At 44.7% G+C, this 20,191-nt stretch carries 24 protein-coding genes; 11 read left to right on the top strand and 13 right to left on the bottom strand.

The genetic code is table 11. The features are described from left to right. Positions 1-690: 690 nt before the first annotated feature. Positions 691-2,091, top strand: coding sequence for an MATE family efflux transporter (locus B5J93_RS02555; RefSeq protein ID WP_079324340.1), 1,401 nt, complete (start codon positions 691-693; stop codon positions 2,089-2,091). 90 nt (positions 2,092-2,181) lie between these two features. Beyond that, positions 2,182-2,916 carry a hypothetical protein gene (locus B5J93_RS02560; protein ID WP_079324342.1) on the top strand — a complete coding sequence of 245 codons (735 nt, stop codon included), beginning with the start codon at positions 2,182-2,184 and terminating at the stop codon, positions 2,914-2,916. 420 nt (positions 2,917-3,336) lie between these two features. Here the strand turns inward: B5J93_RS02560 and B5J93_RS14350 are convergent, their stop codons facing one another. From B5J93_RS14350 to B5J93_RS14355, 3 genes are all read right to left on the bottom strand, one after another. Next, positions 3,337-3,507: an IS1 family transposase gene (locus tag B5J93_RS14350; RefSeq protein WP_079324370.1), complete on the bottom strand. Its 171-nt coding sequence runs from the start codon at positions 3,505-3,507 to the stop codon at positions 3,337-3,339. Between the two features lie 68 nt (positions 3,508-3,575). After that, complete coding sequence (locus tag B5J93_RS13435) at positions 3,576-3,716, bottom strand: hypothetical protein (protein ID WP_158080666.1); 141 nt, start codon at positions 3,714-3,716, stop codon at positions 3,576-3,578. After that, positions 3,698-3,880, bottom strand: a complete 183-nt coding sequence (locus B5J93_RS14355) for an IS1/IS1595 family N-terminal zinc-binding domain-containing protein (RefSeq protein ID WP_420811394.1) — start codon at positions 3,878-3,880, stop codon at positions 3,698-3,700. Before B5J93_RS14355 ends, B5J93_RS13435 begins: the two co-directional genes overlap by 19 nt. Positions 3,881-4,030: 150 nt before the next feature. Between B5J93_RS14355 and metX the strand changes: the two genes are divergently transcribed. From metX to B5J93_RS02580, 3 genes are all read left to right on the top strand, one after another. Continuing rightward, a complete protein-coding gene (gene metX / locus B5J93_RS02570) occupies positions 4,031-5,263 on the top strand; it encodes a homoserine O-succinyltransferase MetX (protein WP_079324344.1) in 1,233 nt (410 codons plus the stop codon). Positions 5,264-5,276: 13 nt separating this feature from the next. Next, positions 5,277-5,894 carry a methionine biosynthesis protein MetW gene (gene metW, locus B5J93_RS02575; protein ID WP_079324346.1) on the top strand — a complete coding sequence of 206 codons (618 nt, stop codon included), beginning with the start codon at positions 5,277-5,279 and terminating at the stop codon, positions 5,892-5,894. Positions 5,895-6,191: 297 nt separating this feature from the next. Then, positions 6,192-6,770 (top strand): tetratricopeptide repeat protein, encoded by a 579-nt coding sequence (locus B5J93_RS02580; protein WP_079324347.1) that lies wholly within the window; start codon positions 6,192-6,194, stop codon positions 6,768-6,770. Positions 6,771-6,908: 138 nt separating this feature from the next. On the opposite strand, the gene B5J93_RS02585 is transcribed toward B5J93_RS02580, so the two are convergent. Then, positions 6,909-7,559, bottom strand: a complete 651-nt coding sequence (locus tag B5J93_RS02585) for a DOMON domain-containing protein (protein WP_079324349.1) — start codon at positions 7,557-7,559, stop codon at positions 6,909-6,911. A 22-nt stretch (positions 7,560-7,581) separates the two neighbouring features. Continuing rightward, positions 7,582-7,911 carry a YhbY family RNA-binding protein gene (locus tag B5J93_RS02590; protein ID WP_079324351.1) on the bottom strand — a complete coding sequence of 110 codons (330 nt, stop codon included), beginning with the start codon at positions 7,909-7,911 and terminating at the stop codon, positions 7,582-7,584. A gap of 116 nt (positions 7,912-8,027) precedes the next feature. Here B5J93_RS02590 and B5J93_RS02595 point away from each other — a divergent pair, with 116 nt between their 5' ends. The 3 genes from B5J93_RS02595 (at position 8,028) to B5J93_RS02605 (ending at position 11,595) form a co-directional block, all read left to right on the top strand. Beyond that, on the top strand, positions 8,028-8,660 hold the full coding sequence (locus B5J93_RS02595; RefSeq protein ID WP_079324353.1) for an RlmE family RNA methyltransferase: 633 nt from the start codon (positions 8,028-8,030) through the stop codon (positions 8,658-8,660). 148 nt (positions 8,661-8,808) lie between these two features. Further along, positions 8,809-10,704, top strand: a complete 1,896-nt coding sequence (gene ftsH / locus B5J93_RS02600; protein ID WP_211278840.1) for an ATP-dependent zinc metalloprotease FtsH — start codon at positions 8,809-8,811, stop codon at positions 10,702-10,704. Positions 10,705-10,821: 117 nt separating this feature from the next. Next, positions 10,822-11,595, top strand: a complete 774-nt coding sequence (locus tag B5J93_RS02605; RefSeq protein WP_079324371.1) for a lysophospholipid acyltransferase family protein — start codon at positions 10,822-10,824, stop codon at positions 11,593-11,595. A gap of 1 nt (position 11,596) precedes the next feature. Here the strand turns inward: B5J93_RS02605 and B5J93_RS02610 are convergent, their stop codons facing one another. From B5J93_RS02610 to B5J93_RS02640, 8 genes are all read right to left on the bottom strand, one after another. Then, positions 11,597-12,604, bottom strand: a complete 1,008-nt coding sequence (locus B5J93_RS02610; protein ID WP_079324357.1) for a WG repeat-containing protein — start codon at positions 12,602-12,604, stop codon at positions 11,597-11,599. 16 nt (positions 12,605-12,620) lie between these two features. After that, positions 12,621-12,824, bottom strand: a complete 204-nt coding sequence (locus B5J93_RS02615; RefSeq protein ID WP_079324359.1) for a hypothetical protein — start codon at positions 12,822-12,824, stop codon at positions 12,621-12,623. A gap of 90 nt (positions 12,825-12,914) precedes the next feature. Beyond that, positions 12,915-13,304 (bottom strand): hypothetical protein, encoded by a 390-nt coding sequence (locus B5J93_RS02620; RefSeq protein WP_079324360.1) that lies wholly within the window; start codon positions 13,302-13,304, stop codon positions 12,915-12,917. Between the two features lie 30 nt (positions 13,305-13,334). Next, the gene (locus B5J93_RS02625; protein WP_079324362.1) at positions 13,335-13,664 is read right to left on the bottom strand and encodes a hypothetical protein; all 330 of its coding nucleotides are present in this window, start codon (positions 13,662-13,664) and stop codon (positions 13,335-13,337) included. A 34-nt stretch (positions 13,665-13,698) separates the two neighbouring features. After that, positions 13,699-13,842 (bottom strand): hypothetical protein, encoded by a 144-nt coding sequence (locus B5J93_RS13440; protein ID WP_158080667.1) that lies wholly within the window; start codon positions 13,840-13,842, stop codon positions 13,699-13,701. After that, positions 13,839-14,324: an FKBP-type peptidyl-prolyl cis-trans isomerase gene (locus B5J93_RS02630; RefSeq protein ID WP_079324364.1), complete on the bottom strand. Its 486-nt coding sequence runs from the start codon at positions 14,322-14,324 to the stop codon at positions 13,839-13,841. The genes B5J93_RS13440 and B5J93_RS02630 overlap by 4 nt, the downstream gene beginning before the upstream one ends. 78 nt (positions 14,325-14,402) lie before the next feature. Next, the gene (locus B5J93_RS02635) at positions 14,403-15,230 is read right to left on the bottom strand and encodes an HpcH/HpaI aldolase/citrate lyase family protein (protein ID WP_079324365.1); all 828 of its coding nucleotides are present in this window, start codon (positions 15,228-15,230) and stop codon (positions 14,403-14,405) included. A 326-nt stretch (positions 15,231-15,556) separates the two neighbouring features. Beyond that, positions 15,557-16,126: a c-type cytochrome gene (locus B5J93_RS02640; protein ID WP_078273410.1), complete on the bottom strand. Its 570-nt coding sequence runs from the start codon at positions 16,124-16,126 to the stop codon at positions 15,557-15,559. Between the two features lie 488 nt (positions 16,127-16,614). Here B5J93_RS02640 and ileS point away from each other — a divergent pair, with 488 nt between their 5' ends. From ileS to B5J93_RS02660, 3 genes are read left to right on the top strand one after another with little or no spacing between them, the layout of a single operon-like run. Further along, positions 16,615-19,446, top strand: a complete 2,832-nt coding sequence (ileS, locus tag B5J93_RS02650; protein WP_079324367.1) for an isoleucine--tRNA ligase — start codon at positions 16,615-16,617, stop codon at positions 19,444-19,446. A gap of 57 nt (positions 19,447-19,503) precedes the next feature. Next, a complete protein-coding gene (locus B5J93_RS02655; protein ID WP_079324368.1) occupies positions 19,504-19,764 on the top strand; it encodes a hypothetical protein in 261 nt (86 codons plus the stop codon). 51 nt (positions 19,765-19,815) lie between these two features. After that, positions 19,816-20,175, top strand: coding sequence for a hypothetical protein (locus B5J93_RS02660; protein WP_079324369.1), 360 nt, complete (start codon positions 19,816-19,818; stop codon positions 20,173-20,175). The last annotated feature ends 16 nt before the right edge of the window (positions 20,176-20,191 follow it).

Below are 20,191 nucleotides of genomic sequence, written 5' to 3' on the forward strand. Positions count from 1 at the left end.
TAACAGGAGCTCTCTTGAAAATGTGAATTTATTACATATTTTATTCTTTTTTTTACAAATTGTCTATTGATGATACAACCACATTAATCTACTTAAATGCAATATTTTCACGTTTACAATAAAATAAGGTAAAATTTCAATGATTTAAACAAATAAAATATTGATTTTTAATGAAATATTTTTTATCAGAAAAATAAAACCGTTTGTCAAATTTTATCTTTTGACAGTGATAAATTTAAACACAGAATTAATAGTAACCAACCTATCACAAAAATACACATATACACTTAATTTGATACAAATGAACACTAAAAAATTTAATCTCTATTATATTGCAATTAGGGCGTGCCCGCCTTTTGTATTTGCAATGAAAAAGTCTGTTTAAAAAAGTGGGGGGTCGCACGTTTTTCAAGGAAAACATTATATTCCCCATAAACACTCTAAATTTTAAGTTGTATTATAAAAAGCAGGCACGTCCTAATCATGATTGCGATTAAAACATATTGAAACCACTGCGATATAACGATTTTACAGAATTTTGCAATTTTAAAATCTTGGAAAATATCAGGGTGTGTAAGTATACATGTTTTATTTCGCAGTACGTCTATTTAATGCCAACACATCACCATTAAAAAGGCAAAACCACAACGCAACGTTTTATGGTAAAATACGCTTTTTTGAAAAATTGCCATGCTCCTAAACCTAAACCGCCACAGCTTTGCTGATTATAAAAAAGAGTTCGTCGCTCTCGCCACACTCGCCCTGCCCATGCTCTTATCCCAAATCGCCCAAGTTGGGACGGGTTTTGTGGATACGGTCATGGCAGGCAGTGTCAGCAAAGAAGACTTGTCTGCGGTCGGATTGGGAAACAGTTTGTTTATTACCATCTACATCACTTTACTTGGGGTGATGACCGCCCTAAATCCCTTGATTGCCCAGCAGTATGGTGTGGTCAATAAGGGCGATGCTAAGGCAGGCGACATTGGCGAGCTGGGACGGCAAGGGCTGTGGTATGGACTGCTCATGGGCGTGATTGGCATGGTGCTGATTTGGGTGGCGATACTGCCCTTTGAGCATTATTTTGGTCATCTAAGCACCAACACCCTTGCCGTTACCAAAGAGTATCTGTGGTTCATCGGACTTGCCATGCCTGCCGCCATGATACATCGGACCTTGCACGCTTATGCGTCCAGTCTTAACAAACCCAAAGTTATCATGATTGTCAGTTGGCTGTGCTTTTTTGCCAACATTCCCCTAAACTACGTCTTTGTCTATGGTAAATTTGGCATGCCCGCCCTAGGCGGTGCAGGTTGTGGACTGGCAACCGCCATCGTCTTTTGGCTCAACGCCATCGTGCTTGGCATATACATCGCCAAAGACAGATATTTTCATGAATTTGGCTTAATGGACAAATTTAGCCTGCCCGACATCAAGCTCTTTGGCGACATCACCAAACTTGGCATACCCATCGGACTGTCATTTTTTATTGAAGTGAGCCTATTTAGCTGTATCATGTTTTTGGTCGCAAGGCTGGACGGCAACACCGAAAACTACGTCGCCGCCCAACAAATCGCCATCAACATCACCTCACTCATCTTTATGATACCCCAAAGCTTAGGGGTTGCTAGCACCGTGCGGGTCGGCATGGCGATGGGTCGGCGTGAACCTGAGTCTGCCCGTTATAGCAGTGGCGTGGCGTTATCAGGTGCGGTCGCCATCTCATTTTTGACAGCTGCCTTTTTGGTCATCGGGCGAGAACAGCTGGCAACACTCTACACCAAGGACACGGCAGTCATTGCCATCGCCTCCGCCATCATTCTCTATGCCGCCGCCTTTCAGCTGGTCGATGCGGTGCAATGCGTGGCAAGCTATGCCTTGCGTGGCTATAAAGTAACCACCGTGCCGATGATAATCCACATCATCGCATTTTGGGGTTGTGGGCTACTGCCTGGTATTGTGTTAGCGTTTTATATGGGCATGGGCATTTATGGTTTTTGGACGGCACTGGTCATCTCACTGGCAGTGGCGGCGGTGTTTTTGGGTTGGTATTTGGAGCGGTATAGCAAACGCATGGTGAGCATGGTGCATTGACAAATTTTTAAAAATCAGGCATAGTAGCACAACTGTTTTAAGGGCAATACCCCCGTTTTAGGGATGACCGCCCATCACGTAGGACTGCTTATGAAATCATACGCACTTATCCCAGTTGGCACTGCTCTTGTTCTCACCCTACTGACTGCTTGCGGTCACTCAGGGGGCGACCATGCTACCAGTGCCAATGCTGATATCCACGCCAATGAACAGCTCGGGACGACATGGGGCGATGAGATTCGCTCACCCTCCAAGCACGTCTCGGTCACTTACCTAAGTGATGATCCCATTGACCAAAATGTCGTTCGCTACGCCGCCAAAGCATTCACAGGCAAAACCTTAAATAGCGTCTCGCTTCATCATGGCAAAGTCAATCTCAGCTTTACCGACGATAACGGCAATACCCTACCCATCACCCGAGAAAACAGCGATTATTACCTAAGTGCCACCGAAGGGCAAAAATACACCCTACGCTACACCAACACCAGCGACAACACTTATGCCATCATCGCCAGCGTGGATGGGCTAAATGTCATCACAGGCGAGCGTGCTTCGGTGCATGGCAGTAGTTATATTCTAAACCCACACGCCACCCTGCTCATCGAAGGCTTTCGTAAAAACGACAGTGCCGTGGCAGGTTTTACCTTTGGCAAGCCCGAACAAAGCTACGCCAATCATTCGGACAACGGCTCCATAGACAACACAGGAGTTATCGGCACCGCCATCTATGAAGTTCGCCTTGATGATGAATCCACACCAAAATTTGCCCCACCACCCAACAGCAAGCCCAACACCCAACCACAGGCATTCCCTGCGGATAAATAAGTGTGTAAGATAGCCTAATACTCAAATCATTTGCCAGCCCATTAAAAAATAGCCATGTTATTGCACGGCTATTTTCTATTTGCTTTTTAATTTCGGCATTGTTCACCAACTATACATACACCCAACCAACTTGATATTTACCACGGGTTTGTGGGGGTGTGCTGAGCACACCCTTTGATGATATTACCATACAAGGCGTGCTCAGCACGCCTCTACGTCCACACATCATTGTATTTGTAGTAATTTTAAAGTTTCTTGGATGTAACTCAGCCCATCATCCCACTTAGCAAACAGTAAGTTCAGTGAGTTCTCTATCATCTTTTGGCATTTGAAATAACACTTGGTTTTGCGTTTAAACCTTGCAAGAAAATGCCTTATCCTACTGTTATAACCTTCAACAGTAAAGGTTTATTTTTTGCTTTATAAGTGCTTATGGATTGGAATGACATCTGCATAAACATTCCAGTAATCACTACAAAACAGATTGATATTAGGTGTATTTAGTTGGTTGTATAATCTCTTAAAGGTCTTACTGTCTCGTTTGCCACAAACAAAACCTAAGACTTGTTTGGTGTCTCTACTAATGACAATCGGGCTTTAGCAGTAGTTTTTTTAAACTTGCTGTAACTGTGAATTTCATCAAGCTCCACAATGTCAATTTATTCATTGTACTGGGTTGAATTGGCATTGTAGATGTCTTGATGTTTAACACTAAGTTCTTTTACCCAATAATACACGGTACTATACCCAATGCCAAGCACACGACCAATGGCACGAAAGCCTAGACCTTCAAGATGCATGTCAAGGCTAGCTTTCTAACACTTTCATCTTTTTTGTTGCTTTTGTAAAGCATGGTAAAGTGATATTTACAGTCTTTACATTGGTATCTTTGTTTACCATAAGCAAAGCCTGCTTTAACAATGTGATTGGATTGGCATTTTGGGCAATAATCTAAGGGTGTCATGAGCTGTTTGGTCTTTGGTTGTTTCGGTTATTATGGAGTGGGTGTTAGCTTGGGTATAGGTTTTGAACGATGCCGATTTTTCTTTTATGCCTTGCCAATCCTAGCATTTGCCCTTAAAATATAGCTTTAAAAATAAAAAAGAGCAACAACGTGGACAACTCATCCCCCTACTTTGCCCCCCATCTAGACCCGACATCTGTTGGTATCGTAACGCCCCAAACCTTGCATTTTGATGAGCCATTAACCCTAGAATGCGAGCGGGTGTTGCCGTCATTTGACCTAGTCATCGAGACCTATGGCAAGCTAAATGCCGACAAATCCAACGCCATTTTAATCTGCCATGCCCTATCAGGCTCACACCATGCCGCAGGCTATCATAGTGAGAATGATACTAAGGCTGGCTGGTGGGATAACCTAATTGGCAATGGCAAAGCGATAGACACGAGCCGATTTTTTGTGGTGTGCCTAAACAACATCGGCTCCTGCCACGGTTCCACAGGCCCTACCACCATCAATCCTGCCACAGGCGAGATTTGGGGGGCGGATTTTCCACTCATCACGATAAAGGACTGGGTAAAAACGCAAGTCATGCTCTCAGACCGCTTGGGCATTGCCAAATGGCACGCCATTGTGGGCGGTTCTATGGGCGGTATGCAAGCCCTGCAATGGTCAGTGGACTACCCCAACCGCCTAGAACGTGCCGTCATCATCGCAAGCACGCCCAAGCTGTCCGCCCAAAACATCGCCTTTAACGAAGTCGCTCGTCAGTCCATCCTATCCGACCCCAACTTTTATGATGGCTGGTATCTCAAAAAAAATGCCTACCCCCGCCACGGACTGATTTTGGCACGCATGGTGGGGCATATCACCTACATCACCGAAGAGGCAATGAAAGCCAAGTTCGGACGAGACTTGAAGTCTGGCAAATTCATGTACGGCTATGATGTGGAATTTCAAGTAGAGAGCTATTTGCGTTATCAAGGCGAGCGATTTAGCAAAAATTTTGATGCCAATACCTACTTGCTTATGACAAAAGCACTGGATTATTTTGACCCGACACGGGATTACACACCAGACGATTTGGATGAAAAAGAAGCCTTAAAACAAACGCTTGCCCGCACCAAATGCCAATTTCTCATCGTCTCATTTACCACCGATTGGCGGTTCACACCCGAGCGGTCGGTTGAGATTGTGGACGCTTTAGTGGCGAACGATAAGCGAGTGACCTTTGTCAATGTGGATGCACCGCATGGGCATGATTCATTTTTGTTTGACATTCCCCGTTATACGACTGCTGTTCGGGGATTTTTGAACGCCCCTGTCATCAAACGACAAACAGGCGACATCACACCCCAAGAGATTTCACAATTGGCAAGACAATAAAACAAGGAAACTCATGAATAACATCGACCACCAACTTGCCGAAAAATGGATAAAACCCAACTCAAAAGTCCTAGATTTGGGCTGTGGGGACGGCACGCTACTGGCTCACCTGCAAGAGCGTCTGGGCGTGTTTGGCTATGGCATTGAGATTGACCCCGACAAAATCAATGAAGGCATTGCCAAAGGGCTAAACATCGTGGAGCAAGACCTAAATGACGGTTTGGCTCGCTTTGCCGATAACAGTTTTGATACAGTCGTTATGGCTCGTGCCTTGCAAGCGGTCAAAAACCCTGAAACCCTGCTCAATGATATGCTAAGGGTTGCCAAATTTGGCATTGTAACTTTTCCCAACTTCGCCTATTGGCAAAACCGCATTTATCTTGGTATTAAGGGCATCATGCCGATGAGTGAGACCTTGCCCCACCAATGGTACAACACGCCCAACATTCATCTTTGCACTTTTAAGGACTTTGAACGGCTGTGCCACGACAACAACATTCGAATTTTGGACACGGTCGCCCTATGGGACAATCCCAATCCCAAAATCCCTGCCTTTATCCGTGATAAAGCCGTCAAAAAAGCCCCCAATCTCTTGGCGGATGTGGCGGTGTTTCGGATTGCCAAAGGTTAATTAGGGCATGCCTACCATGAATAACATTTTTTATAAAATAAGATGAAAATTTGACAATCTTAATCAATTTTTGCATGAAAAATGGCTAAATCTTGTTTTTCATTGCAAATACCAAAGGCAGGCACGCCCTACATTTTAACCAGCAAACACCATCAAATAACTGATAAATGATGTTACAAAATTTGACATGTTTAGCCAGTGAAAAAATTGAGTTTATCACTCATTAATGGTATGATAAAGAATTAATTTGACATTTGTCATACATCTTAAATATAATCTCAACCACAGGTCGTCGTCATGAAACGTTTAAAACTTAGCATTTTATCCACCCTACTTTTGGCAGGTGTTGCCAACGCTGAACTTATCTCAAATGTACCGCTTGATGTCTCTCGTTTTGAGATTATGGACATCTCATCACTTGCCAATCAAGCAAGCAGTGGCAACCATCACGCCCAATTTTTCCTAGCCAAACGCCTACAAAAAGGTGAAGGCGTTGCCAAAGACCCTGCCAAAGCCGTGCATTGGTACACTCAAGCTGCCCAAAAAGACATCGCCCCTGCTCAGCTAAACCTAGGACTCATGTATCTGCGTGGCGAAGGTGTCAAAGCTAGCATGAGTGAAGGTCGCAAATGGCTAGAACGTGCCGCTCATCTGGGCGACAACCGTGCCAGCTATGCACTTGCAATGATTGATGAAAAACAGCAACGCTATGTGGATGCCTACAAATGGTATGACCTATCTAGCCGTGACGGTATGCTTGATAACGGCATTCGTGATAAAGCCCAAGCCAAAATCGGTCAGCTTGCCCTAAACCTATCATCAAGCGACATCGAAAAAGCCAAAACCAGTGCCAATGATTGGTTTACCATCAAATAATCATTTACCCACTCACCAAAAAGCCCATGACATCATGCATGGGCTTTTTAAATGCGACTTCGATTTAAACGAAAATTCAGTTCAGTTTTGGGCTACCGCCCTAAGTTTTAATCAAAATACACTCACCATTTTATACGTTTACCATTTTTGCCAAAATGCCTTATCATGAAAATCAGGCACAGGGGCAGAACTGACAGCAAAGTAATGCAAATCACCTTTGATGTTTAGTATCGCACATGGGTTGACGAGTGTCTGCTCGGGCAACAAATCCGCCACGGCTGACACATCAAGACTGACATGACGCTCGTATACCAGCACGTTATCATTATCATCGGCACGCCACGACAGAGTCACTTTATCGGTCTGTATGGGCGTAGCGGGCGTACGATAATCGCTAAAATGATACAGAGCATAACGTCCATCAGGAGCGATGTTCATCTCAATACAACCGCCATCTGCCAAACCAATAAAGCATTCTAGGCAGGTCTCCTGCCACAGCCCATCGGCACGCTTGATGTTATCATCATGATAATTGGCAAAATGCAGTCCGTCCACCTTTTCAATCATAAAACTCATGTTAATCACATGCTTACCCCCGTGCATGTCTTCACTGATATAGGCATGAACTTTGGGGGCAGGCTTGTTTTTTTGGGCATTTTGCAGGTCTTGCAATACAAACAACCGCTCTCTTTGCATGACCGAATTATCATCATAATAAAACTCGGTAAAGTGTGACAGCGACAGCAAGCTAAACAGTTTATCAATGGGATTTGCGGTAAAAAAATTCATGACATTCCCTTTTGTTGAATTCCTAAAAACCAAATCTTACCAAATTAGACAATTTGTCGTTAGGTTCATCATTTTTACGAAACAGTAGCACCATACGCCCGATATGGTGCACCACTTGACTGTCTGTGGCATCGGCTAGGGCGGCGGCACATTCTTTGCGTTCATCTGATGAGCCTGCTGGGATTTTGACTTTGATGAGTTCGTGGTCACTTAGGGCACGGGCGGTCTCTTCGATGAGCGTGGGCGTCAAGCCATTACCACCCACCATGATGATGGGATTTAGGCGATGACCGATGCCCCGTAGTTCTTTTAGGGTGTCGTTAGATAGGTTGTTAAAATTGGGTTTTGCCATAAAATGTCTCAAAACAGGTTTTTAAATAAATTAATGTTCATTATAACAAAAATATACCAAATTTTCTCATAAAAATGTTAAACTAAGCAGTTATTTTAATTCATCAACACCGACCAATGGCAACTCGCATCACCAACAAAAAATTCTCCAAATCATCGAAAGCGTGGATGAAAGAGCATATTGACGACTATTATGTTCAAAAAGCCCAAAAAGACGGCTATCGTGCCAGAGCGGCTTATAAGTTATTGGAGATTAACGAAAAAACTTCTCTTATCAAAAAAGGCATGACCGTGGTGGACTTAGGTTCTGCCCCTGGTAGCTGGTCGCAGGTAGCAGGACAGCTTGTGGGCGATGACGGGATTTTGATAGCGTCTGATATTTTGCCCATGGATACTTTGGAGAATGTTACCTTTATCCAAGGCGATTTTAGAGAAGAAGAAGTCTTTAACAAAATCATGAATGAAGTGGGCGGACGACGTGTGGACGTGGTGTTATCCGATATGGCTCCCAACACGTCTGGCATGTCAGCAGTGGACATGCCACGCATGATGTATCTGTGTGAGTTGGCGGTGGATTTTGCCCTAAAAGTGTTGCCCGAAGGCGGTGCGTTAATCATGAAAGTATTCCAAGGCGAAGGTTCGCCCGAGCTTCGTGCCGACATGCAAAAAAAGTTTGGCAAAATCAAAAGTATAAAACCCAAGGCAAGCCGTCCCCGCTCCAAAGAGATGTTTTGGGTGGCGATAAAATAATCATCCAAATTTAGGGCTTGATTTATTGATAATAAGCCTTATTAAAAGCAATGTCTCTTTGTGTGAACAATTGCACGATTTGCCCCATTTTTCAATTTTTAAATTTTCAATCAAAGTTGTATCAAACGCCAAAAACAGGAAACCCTTTGTGAACGACATGGCAAAAAACATTCTATTATGGCTCGTGATTATCACCGTGGTAGTCATGGTATTTAGTAATCTCGACCGTGGTTCAGGCAAGGCTGATGACATGAAGTACTCAGCCTTTGTCACGGCAGTCGCCGAAGGTCAAATCCAAAAAGTTGAGATTGATGGCGAAGAGATTACGGGCACAAAGGTTAATGGCTCAGAGTTTGAGACCATCCGCCCTGCCCTAGACGATACCGAGTTAATGCCATTACTTCGCAAGCATAACGTAGAAGTAGAAGGGGCAGCACCACAGCGTCAAGGCGTGGGTACTCAGCTACTCATTGCAGCCTTTCCGATTTTGCTCATCATCGGTCTGTTTTGGCTGTTCATGCGTGGCATGAGTGGCGGTGCTGGCGGTGGCGGCATGGGTGGTCGCAACCCCATGAGCTTTGGCAAATCAAAAGCCAAAATGCTCTCCGAAGATGACATCAAAGTCACCTTTGCCGATGTGGCAGGGTGTGAAGAGTCCAAGCAAGAAGTTGTTGAGATTGTCGACTTTTTAAGAGATCCAGAAAAATTCACCAACCTTGGGGCGACCATTCCTCGTGGCGTGCTTATGGTGGGTCCTCCTGGGACAGGCAAAACACTGCTTGCCAAAGCCATTGCAGGCGAAGCCAAAGTGCCGTTTTTTAGCATCTCAGGTTCGGATTTTGTGGAGATGTTTGTCGGTGTGGGTGCAAGCCGTGTCCGTGATATGTTTAACCAAGCCAAAAAGAACGCCCCGTGTATCATCTTTATTGATGAGATTGATGCGGTGGGCCGTCATCGTGGCTCGGGCATGGGGGGCGGTCATGATGAGCGTGAACAAACGCTAAACCAACTGCTGGTAGAAATGGACGGCTTTGAAGGCAATGACGGCGTGATTGTCATTGCAGCAACCAACCGTGTGGATGTACTGGATAAAGCCCTACTTCGTCCTGGCCGTTTTGACCGTCAAGTGTCGGTTGGCTTGCCAGACATCAAAGGTCGTGAACAAATCCTAAATGTACACCTTAAAAAGCTCCCCCAGACCATTGGTGTGGACGTCAATGCCCTAGCTCGTGGTACCCCAGGGTTTAGCGGGGCACAGCTTGCCAACCTTGTCAATGAAGCCGCTCTTTTTGCCGCTCGTCGTAACAAGATGAGTGTGGACATGAACGACTTTGAAGATGCCAAAGACAAGCTCTACATGGGGCCTGAGCGTAAATCCATGGTGCTGCGTGAAGAAGAACGCCGTGCTACTGCCTATCACGAAGCAGGTCATGCCCTAGTCGCCCAACTACTTCCCTTTACTGACCCTGTACATAAGGTAACGATTATGCCCCGTGGCTGGGCACTCGGGGTAACGTGGCAGTTGCCCGAGCAAGATGCGGTAAGCAGTTATAGCGATAAAATGCTAAATGACATCTCTATCTTGTTTGGCGGGCGTATTGCCGAAGAGATTTTTATCAATCGCAAATCCACAGGAGCGTCCAACGACTTTGAACGTGCCACCAAACTTGCCCGTGCCATGGTTACCAAATATGGCATGAGCGACAAACTTGGCGTGATGGTCTATGAGGACGAAGAGCAAGGCGGATATTTTGGTGGGGCGAGCCGTACTATCAGTGAAGCTACCCAACAAAAAGTGGACGAAGAAGTCCGCCGTATCCTAGAAGAGCAGTACGATGTGGCGTATAAGCTCATTGATGACAATCACGACAAAATGCACGCCATGGTGGACGCACTCATGAAGTGGGAAACCATTGACCGTGAGCAGTTCTTGCAAATCATGAATGGCGAAACCCCACGAGAGCCAAAAGAATATCAGCATGAAGTGCCAACAGTGAATATCGTCAAAAATGACGAATTGCCACCGCCTTTGCCGAATGCTTGATTTACAGACCGTCTTAAACACTAAGGCGGTTTTTTGTGCATTGATGTTTACCAAAAACACTTGCAATTTTATCCAAACTCTTATACGATACGCCTTTTAATTGACAATGATAATCTTATGGCAAATTTTTTAAATAAACAACTAAAACGCACCAAAATCATCGCAGGCATGAGTAATACCTTGGTGGGGGGCTTTACTGCCGCCAGACGTATTGGGGCATTTAAAACACCACCCAGAGATGTTTTGCCAAAATACATCCAAACCTTTTGCCGTAAAATGGTCAATTCCTTTGGTGTGGCAGTCGTACAAGTTGAGCCTGTGCCACAGACACACGGGCTATGGGTATCCAATCACATCTCTTGGCTGGATATTCCTGTGGTGGGTTCGGTCGCTCCTGTGTTCTTTTTATCAAAGGCGGAGATTGGCGAGTGGTTTATTTTTGGCAGGCTTGCCAAAGCAGGTGGGACGCTGTTTATCAAACGTGGCTCTGGGGACGCTGACGGGGTGGCACGTCAAATTGCTGACTTTTTGCGTGGCGGTTCATCGGTGGTATTTTTCCCCGAAGCGACCACCACAGACGGCAAACAAATCAAAAAAATCCATGGCAAATTACTACAAGCAAGCATGGATACAGGCTTGCCCATTTGTCCTATGGTGATTGCTTATGTCAATGCAGACGGTACATTGTCGGACGACTGTGCGTATTATGACAAACGCACGATGGCAGAGAGCCTAAGACGAGTGGCGGACAGCGATGGGGTTAAGGCGTATGTGTTACCCCTTGCACCGATTTTGCCCGAAGATAAGACCCGTGCTGAGCTGACCGAACTATTACAAAAAGCGATGGAAGACGGCTTAGCAGAGCTACATAGACGGGTATCGAAGGTTTGATTTAGCGAATCAAACCAGTAGCCCACGCCCAAAACCCATCCCATAACCCACGCTTTGCTGTGAGTTCTTGACTGGGTGTTTGGTTGGGCGTGGCAAGTAGCCGACAGGATTCATCAGGAAACTCCGGGCTGTTAACCGCTTGCCCTGCAAGGTCTTGCAAAAATAGCGTACACTGCCCACCGTCCGTGCGTAGTTGCCATTCATGTCCATAGACATCGTTCCACATGGGGTAGCGATGTGATGAGAGTTTGACGATAAGTGTCCCATTTCTATCTACAAAGCCGATTTTACTCTTACCATTTACATCCAGATGAACCCTTGATATGCCTTGCTCATCAAAAGACTCCATGTTGTCATAGTCTTGTGTAAATACGTTTTTGTGGCGGTCTATCATCATGACTTGGCTATTTACACCTACCAAAAACCGCTCATCGCCTGCTTTATCATCCAGTAGCCCTACCCAATCATAACGCCCCGCCAAGATGATATTGCCTTGCGTGTCCATAAAGCCACTTTGCCCGTTCTCATCATCTTCAAAGCGTATCAAGACATCATTTTCAAAGTCCCATTCACCACGCCGATAATCCAAAATAATCCCACCGCCCACCCCATACACTGCCGAATATATGCCATCATCACGCTCATCGGTGATAATGACTTTATCCACGCCATTAAAATCCCAAGGCTGTCTGTCAAAAATAAAAGGCACTATCACACGCTGATGAGCGTCCACCAAACCCCATTTGCCTTGTTTTGATAAAGTGATATGACCAGTTAGGCACGCTCCGTCATCATATTCAAGCGGTAATAGTACTTTGCCTGTGCTGTCCGCCATGCCATATTTGCCGTGTTTTTTGACAACGCCGAATATGTCGCTGTTTTCTGCGGATGTTGAGCAAACCACGTTTTCATCATAGCGAAAATCGCCCCAATCGGCAGGCTCTATGGATAACGCCCACGCTTGCGGTAGTGTGAGCATGGCAAATAAGGCGATGAGTGGTTTTTTCATGGATTGTCCTAGGTTGTCATTTGGGCTGTATGTCTGTCAAAATATGGGGATAGGTACGGGTCAAAATGGGCGATTTGGTGTACTTGACACAAATCACATCGCCTGCCTTGTACGGGCGAAAAACATCGTCCCTATGCCAGTCATCAAGGCGGTCAAAACGATACGATTTTTGGCTTATTGGGTCATCAAGATACAGGCTTAGCACACTTTGTTTGCCCAAAGGGCGATGTTCGATTTTGTTAAGTTGCCCACAAACTTGATGAATATTGCCGTGGTTTGTCTAGGGCGTGCCTGCCCTTTATAACACAATTTAAAATTTAGCAATATGGCGAAAATAAAAGAATGTTTTTGCATGAAAAATGGCTAAATCTTGTTTTTCATCGTCAAAAACTTGTCTGATAGAATGATTATCAGCCTGCATTTTTTCCTTGAAAAACGTGCGATTTTTCTCATTTTTCATTGCAAATACAAAAGGCAGACACGCCCTAATAACCAAAAATAAATAATAAAGCACAACGGCGGTCAACAACGCCCCGATACTTATCTTTATGATTAAATGTTTGCCTTGTGCGGTCGCCACACCCAAAAACACCATCGCCAAGATGATAAAAAATGCGTCGCCAACAAGTATTGAGACGATAACAGCTAAGGCGATAAGGGCGATAGCAAATGGCTGATGTTCTGGGTTAAAAAATGACATGACAGATATCCCTTTTGCTGTGGTTGGATGTTATTTCTTATCATTCATAATTCGCACTTCTTTTAATACATGGGGCGAAAAAAGGGTAAATGCTGGCATGGGGATATAATCCACGCAAATCGACTCATTTTTATCATGACGATTTTTAAAAAAGTCGGTATGTTCGTGATAGCGATGAATGTGCATAAAGTCATAAACTTTTTGCTCATCTGTGGCATACATCAACAACATCAAATCCTGCCTTTTAAATCCACTCTTTTGATAAAACTTTTTGAATGTGCCACAAACCGTTTTGGCAGGTGTACGAGAATAAGTATACAAGCCATAATTAAAATGATAAACAACAAACAGCCCAATCACGTCCCAAATACCAAATTTGACGGTGTCGGATTTGTCATGGGCAAAAAAACAAACTTACCATCATCGCACCACTGCCAAGCGTCATCGCCTTGTCGTCTACAAAGAGCAAAAAGATGATGACCTGTATGGCAATGACACCATAACCGAGCTTTTTTGAGATTGGGGCGTTGTCGCTCATTTTAGCTCAATCGCCATTTGTCCCTTTGGTGTAACCTTAAAAATCTGCACCTTAAACAGCACATCTTGCCCTGCCAAAGGGTGATTAAAATCCACTTTGACTTCATTATCATCAACATGGCAAATTACCCCCGCCAAGGTATTTTGACCTTTATCGGCAAATTCCATCATTATGCCGACCACAGGATTTGGCTCGGATAAGCTAAATTTGGTGCGGGGAAAGGTCTGCACATTTTCGCCATTCCACTGCCCAAAGGCTTGTTCTGGCGGTAGATGAGCGGTGCGGGTGTCGCCTGCTTTTAGGTTGATGAGTACCTGCTCAAAGCCCGCCAGTAGGCTCTCATCGCCTACCGTCAAGGTTACAGGCTCATCTCGCCCAAAGGTGCTATCGATGACCGTGCCGTTTGGTAGGCTGACTTCAAAATGTAGCGAAACGGTGCTACCGTCTGTAATGCGAATCTCTTCGCTGGGTAAAATGTTCATGTTAAAATTCCAAAATAAAAGTGGAGCTAGTTTACCACAAGCCCCATGTATAGTAAAATTACCAATACCTTTTGGCAATCAGTCTTCACCAAGTAGCCTTCTCGCCCAAGCAATCACAGGCAAATCCACCATTTGCCCATCAATGGCGAACACCGCCTGCCCTGTAGCATGGTGATGAGATAGCACTTTTTTGGCAAAGGCGACATCGCCATCACGCACTTTGTGTGCCTGTACCACACCCAACTGCTTGGGGTGTATGACAAGACAGCCACCAAAACCAAAATCACGAGCGTGCGTAAGCCATCTGGCAAAGCCGTCATCATCGCCAAAATCAGGATAAATCGTCTCAATCGGAGCATTTAGCCCATTTGCCTGTGAGTGTAAAACGAGCTCGCACCGCACCCTATCAAGCATAACCGCCTCTGCCGATGTATGCCTACCAATCCCTAGCGATGTCAATAAATCCAAACAGCCATAGCTCAACGCCATAAGCCCTGCCACACCTACCATAGAAGCGACATGTAGCACGCCTTGCCCGCTCTCAATCATGGCAACGATAGGGCGAGCGGTCAGTTCATGAGCCAGACTGACCTGCTCGGCATTTTCGGCTTTGGGGAGCATCACCGTGCTGATGATGTCGTGGGACTGCACCCATTCACAGTCCAAACGAAACTCACCATGAGACGCCCCATGTATCCGCACCCACAGCTCTGGCGTGGTCTGTGCTTGCTCTATAGTGCCGAACAAATCATCAAGTTTGGCACGCACATCATTAGGCGAGCGGTCGGCGACGGCGTCTTCTAGGTCGATGATGATGGCATGGACATGGGCGGTTATGGCAGGGTCGGTTAGGGCTTTGATGATACGCTTGGGGTGCGTGGCAGGGACGAATAGATAGGCGAGCATGGTAAATTCCTTTTGAAAATTAAATGTATTGTCATTTATTATAGTGGGGATGATTTATTTTTGCAAATTGACGTAATGACAAAAAGTATGGCAAACATGGAATTTGCCTCATGTCATATTAATAGGGAATAATAAAGAATACGTAACCGAAAAAAATTTATAAAAGAAAACGACACGGGTGGATTAGAAACTCAATGAATTAATGGCAGATAAAAAACCCAATAACAAAATTGGGTTTTTATTTCAATATGATTTATTGACATTACAATCAGCGATATTTTATTAAATTTATCGGATAAATGATATTCTATCCGATAAACATCAATTTACTGAACTTGACTCACCATATAATCCACTGCCGCATATACTTCAGCTTCGGTAACGTCCCCTGCCACCTGTGCTGGCATTTTACCAAAGCCTTTGGCAGAGTGTTTGTGCAGGGTGTCTATGCCCTTATCCAAGCGTCTTGCCCAGTCGGCTTTGGCGGTGAGTTTGGGGGCATCCAACAGCCCTTGCTCGTGGCAGATTTTGCAAGTTTTCTCATAGCGCGCCTTACCTTCGGCGATAGATAAAGCCTGTACTGGGGCGGGGGCGGTGTTCGCTTGCTCGGCATTGTCCACTTGAGCAGTCTCAACGGTACCCTTGTCGGTCTTATCAGATGTGGCAGAGTCGGTGGTTGCCACTTCATCAGCTTTGGAGTCGTCTGTCCCGACAGACTCAGTGGTCTCTGGTACGACTTCATCAGCTTTGGGGGCAGTGCTAGTCGGCTGGGCGGGGGCAGTTTGGGTATTAGGCTCGGCTTTTGGAGCGGGTTCGCTAGGCTTGTCGCCACCACAAGCAGTCAAAAATAAGGCACTTGCCAATAATAATGATAGGGTTTTGCTGGGATTTTTCATAAGATAACCTTGCAAGTTGGCTGATAATTATCCTACTAATATACCGAATTTTTATAAGGAATTAAAGCGGAAAATTGTAAAGATGAATTTTTGATGAATTTTATAAATGGGAATGAGAATTATAATAGAAAATTGTTAAAACTTATCATCAAATTTAATCGTATCATTCTTTTTATAAAACCGCCAAAAATAATACAAACTTTCCAACACCATATAAATGGCAACAAAAGCAATAATGGGATTATCATAATCCTTTTTAATAAAAACAAAATAACTCAAAATGACCGCACAAAATAGTATTGTTAATTTTGAAGTGGTTTTTCTGCTTATCTTTTTCATCATTATCCAGTTACCCAAAATAGTATCCTAATCTACCAAATTCCCCCCAAAAAGTCAAATTTTGCCCCCTGCATATGGTCAAAACACTTTATAAATCCCCTTAATTGGGCTATAATTAACTACTTTTATTCACAGTTACGAGCCAAGCAATGAGCGAACATACTCCCCAAGCCCCAAGCCAAGAACAAACGGTAGATTACAAAAACACCCTAAACCTTGCCGATACACCTTTTCCAATGCGGGGCGATTTGGCAAAACGAGAACCTGCTTGGCTTGCCAAATGGCACGCTGACGATGTTTATGGACAAATTCGTAAGGCTCGTGCAGGGCGTGAAAAATATGTCCTACACGATGGTCCCCCTTATGCCAACGGTCAAATTCACTTGGGACACGTTGTCAATAAAGTCCTAAAAGACATCATTGTTAAATACAAAACCTTGGACGGCTATGACGCACCTTATGTCCCCGGCTGGGATTGTCACGGTTTGCCGATTGAACAAAAGGTAGAAAATGAGTTTGGCAAAGTCGGACACGCCCCCAAAGCGGATAAAAATGGCGAGCCGATTACCGCCACGCAATTTCGTAAGGCGTGCCGAGACTATGCACTAAGTCAAATTGAGCTACAAAAGGCGGATTTTAAACGCCTTGGCGTGCTGGGCGATTGGGAAAATCCTTATTTGACAATGAATTTTAAAACCGAAGCCGACATTGTTCGCACGCTTGGCAAAATCTATGACAACGGGCATATCGTCCGTGGTATGAAGCCTGTTAATTGGTGCTTGGACTGTGGTTCTGCCCTTGCCGAAGCCGAAGTAGAATACGAAAACAAAACTTCCGATGCGATTTATGTCGGTTTTGATATTGTCAATCGTGATGCTTTATGGCAAACAAAAGACCTAGTAGGAACAATGCAAGCCGTCATCTGGACGACAACCCCTTGGACATTGCCTGCCAACCAAGCCATTACCGCCCACGCTGAGTTTGATTATGCGATTTTGGCGACAGGCGATAAAGTGTATATTGTGGCGGAAAGTTTAAAAGATGATTTTGCCAAAGCGGTTGGTATTGACGATTATACACTTTTATTTACCGTCAAAGGCTCAGAATTAACCGCCCTAAAAGCCCAGCACCCCCTAATCAGCGAGCGTCAAGTTCCCTTTATCACAGGCGAGCACGTAACGGCGGACAGCGGTACAGGCTTGGTACATACCGCCCCTGCTCACGGTGTGGACGACTATAATGTTGGGCGTGCCAACAATTTGCCCACCGAAAACCCTGTGGGCGGTAATGGCGTGTATCTTGATGAAGCCAAAGTCTTTGTTGGTGAGCATATTTATAAGGCACAGCCCAAGATTATCGCCACGCTACAAGAAAGCGGACACCTGCTTGACCATAAAAAAATCACCCACAGCTATCCGCATTGCTGGCGACACAAGACGCCGATTATTTTTCGTGCCACGCCCCAATGGTTTATTTCTATGGAAACTAAGGGCTTGCGTGAACAAGCGTTGTCCGACATTCCAAAGGTAACTTGGACACCTGCGTGGGGTCAAAACCGCATTGAATCAATGATGAACGGTCGCCCCGATTGGTGTATCTCTCGTCAGCGGACTTGGGGCGTGCCGATTGCCTTTTTTATGCATAAAGACTCAGGCGAATTGCACCCTGACACTTCTGCTTTGATTGAAAAAGTCGCTGGGGTCATTGAACAAGGCGGGATTGAAGCGTGGTTTGACGCACCAATTAGCGACTTTTTAAATGAAGCCGATTGTGAAAACTATGTCAAATCTACCGATACGCTCGATGTCTGGTTTGACTCTGGTTCTACCAACTTTGCCGTGCTTGGCAATCGTGATGAGCTGACCAACCCTGCCGATTTGTACTTAGAAGGCTCTGACCAACATCGTGGCTGGTTTCAGTCGTCCTTACTTGTCAGCGAAAGCGTGTACGGTCGTCCACCTTATAAACAAGTGCTAACGCACGGCTTTACGGTGGACGCGAAGGGTTATAAACTTTCCAAATCCAAAGGCAATACCAAAGGCTTTGAGCCTGCCGAACTTGCCGACAAATACGGCATTGACATTGTCCGTCTGTGGGTTGGCTCGTCTGATTATCGCTATGAAATGGCGGTCAGCAAAGAAGGCTTTGACCGTGTCAGCGATATGTACCGCCGTATCCGTAACACCATTCGCTTTTTGCTTGCCAATACCGATGACTTTGACCCGAGCAAAGACCTAGTGCCAGCAGGCGAACTTGTTAGCCTTGATAAATACATTATTCATAGAGCCACACAAATCCAAAACGACATTCGCACCGCTTACACCAATATGGATTTTCATCAGGTGTGCCAGCTTGTAACCAATTTTTGCGGACAGGATTTGGGCGGATTTTATTTGGACATCATCAAAGACCGCCAATACACTTCCAAGACGGACGGACAGGCTCGCCGTTCGGCTCAAACCGCCATTTATCACATCGCTCACGCCTTGCTCCGCTGGATCGCCCCAATCCTGTCGTTCACCGCCTTTGAAGCGTGGGAAATCCTAAAAGGCACAAACGGGCATATCTTTACCCAAGAATGGTATGCCCTGCCACAGGTGGAATTAAATGACATTACGGACAGCGATTGGCAAGCGATTTTGGCGGTCAAAGAACTTGCCAACAAAGCAATGGACGATGCCCGCACCGACAAAGTCATCAACAGCAGTTTGTCAGCAAGTTTGGAAATTGTTGCCGATGACGCCACTTATCAAACGCTTGCCAAATTGGGCGATGAGCTAAGATTTGTCCTGATTACAAGTGCGGTAACGCTTGCCAAAGGCGATACAGTTTCGGTCAAAGTTGCCCCTGCGGTTGGCGAAAAATGCGTACGGTGCTGGCATATTTTGCCAAGTGTGGGTAGCGTTGCCGAGCATAAGGACATTTGCCCAAGATGTGTGGAAAATGCCTTTGGCAATGGCGAAAATCGTAAATTTGCTTAATAAAAAAACGGTGCGTAAGGTGCGTATTACGCACCGTTTAACAATAAAGTCTAAAATATGTCAAAAGACACGATTTTAAGCAAAATAGACAGCGTTCTATTGTATTTTCACAATAATTCTGAACCAATGGCTAAAACCATTTATGACAAATATTTTAAATTAAAATCTTGTATAGAAAATGATAATTTAAAATATAATTTGATAAATGGTTCTGTTAGGGCTTATTTAGATGCGTTTAATGATTGGGATAATCCAATTTTAGGCACTATGGGAGAATTGGAAAAGAATGTGGCATTAATGATTGAGAGTAATTCGTAAGATAAGAAATGGCTCAACCTTAAAAAAACACGGCAAAAAAGGAAATATACAATGGCTTATTCTATTGCTAAAAATGAAATGATTGATTATCCACCTGATGAATTAAAAAATTTTCAGGTCATTACCTATGAATGGATTGATAATTTGAATTTTACCATTGCCCCTGATGAATGCCTTGATAATTCAGAGCCTTATGTTAAAATTGTCAAAGAATTATTTTTGGAAAATGGTTGGGAAGGCGATGGCGATATTGGGCTAATGTGGATACCGCCTTTTTGTTTGCCTTGTGATGAAACGCAATGGCGTTATACCAAAGGTATTGTGATTTGGCATACCAAACAACAATCCGATGGTACTTCTTGGCTATTGATGCCAAAAGAAATTGTGGAGATGAAATTGCCGTTTTGTTAAAAAGTAGCAACTGTAT

This window comes from Moraxella equi (assembly GCF_002027555.1).
In the GTDB taxonomy this organism is placed as follows: Bacteria; Pseudomonadota; Gammaproteobacteria; order Pseudomonadales; family Moraxellaceae; genus Moraxella; species Moraxella equi.

Excerpts from the sequence above, each read along its gene's own strand:
- B5J93_RS13440 (WP_158080667.1), bottom strand. The coding sequence starts at position 13,842 with ATGAGCGACAACGCCCCAATCTCAAAAAAGCTCGGTTATGGTGTCATT.
- B5J93_RS02580 (WP_079324347.1), top strand. The coding sequence starts at position 6,192 with ATGAAACGTTTAAAACTTAGCATTTTATCCACCCTACTTTTGGCAGGT.
- B5J93_RS13435 (WP_158080666.1), bottom strand. The coding sequence starts at position 3,716 with ATGCATCTTGAAGGTCTAGGCTTTCGTGCCATTGGTCGTGTGCTTGGC.
- ileS (WP_079324367.1), top strand. The coding sequence starts at position 16,615 with ATGAGCGAACATACTCCCCAAGCCCCAAGCCAAGAACAAACGGTAGAT.
- B5J93_RS02655 (WP_079324368.1), top strand. The coding sequence starts at position 19,504 with ATGTCAAAAGACACGATTTTAAGCAAAATAGACAGCGTTCTATTGTAT.
- B5J93_RS02605 (WP_079324371.1), top strand. The coding sequence starts at position 10,822 with ATGGCAAATTTTTTAAATAAACAACTAAAACGCACCAAAATCATCGCA.
- B5J93_RS02610 (WP_079324357.1), bottom strand. The coding sequence starts at position 12,604 with ATGAAAAAACCACTCATCGCCTTATTTGCCATGCTCACACTACCGCAA.
- B5J93_RS02635 (WP_079324365.1), bottom strand. The coding sequence starts at position 15,230 with ATGCTCGCCTATCTATTCGTCCCTGCCACGCACCCCAAGCGTATCATC.
- B5J93_RS02630 (WP_079324364.1), bottom strand. The coding sequence starts at position 14,324 with ATGAACATTTTACCCAGCGAAGAGATTCGCATTACAGACGGTAGCACC.
- B5J93_RS02640 (WP_078273410.1), bottom strand. The coding sequence starts at position 16,126 with ATGAAAAATCCCAGCAAAACCCTATCATTATTATTGGCAAGTGCCTTA.
- B5J93_RS02660 (WP_079324369.1), top strand. The coding sequence starts at position 19,816 with ATGGCTTATTCTATTGCTAAAAATGAAATGATTGATTATCCACCTGAT.
- metW (WP_079324346.1), top strand. The coding sequence starts at position 5,277 with ATGAATAACATCGACCACCAACTTGCCGAAAAATGGATAAAACCCAAC.
- B5J93_RS02560 (WP_079324342.1), top strand. The coding sequence starts at position 2,182 with ATGAAATCATACGCACTTATCCCAGTTGGCACTGCTCTTGTTCTCACC.
- B5J93_RS02555 (WP_079324340.1), top strand. The coding sequence starts at position 691 with ATGCTCCTAAACCTAAACCGCCACAGCTTTGCTGATTATAAAAAAGAG.
- B5J93_RS02620 (WP_079324360.1), bottom strand. The coding sequence starts at position 13,304 with ATGTCATTTTTTAACCCAGAACATCAGCCATTTGCTATCGCCCTTATC.
- B5J93_RS14355 (WP_420811394.1), bottom strand. The coding sequence starts at position 3,880 with ATGACACCCTTAGATTATTGCCCAAAATGCCAATCCAATCACATTGTT.
- B5J93_RS02590 (WP_079324351.1), bottom strand. The coding sequence starts at position 7,911 with ATGGCAAAACCCAATTTTAACAACCTATCTAACGACACCCTAAAAGAA.
- B5J93_RS02595 (WP_079324353.1), top strand. The coding sequence starts at position 8,028 with ATGGCAACTCGCATCACCAACAAAAAATTCTCCAAATCATCGAAAGCG.
- B5J93_RS02585 (WP_079324349.1), bottom strand. The coding sequence starts at position 7,559 with ATGAATTTTTTTACCGCAAATCCCATTGATAAACTGTTTAGCTTGCTG.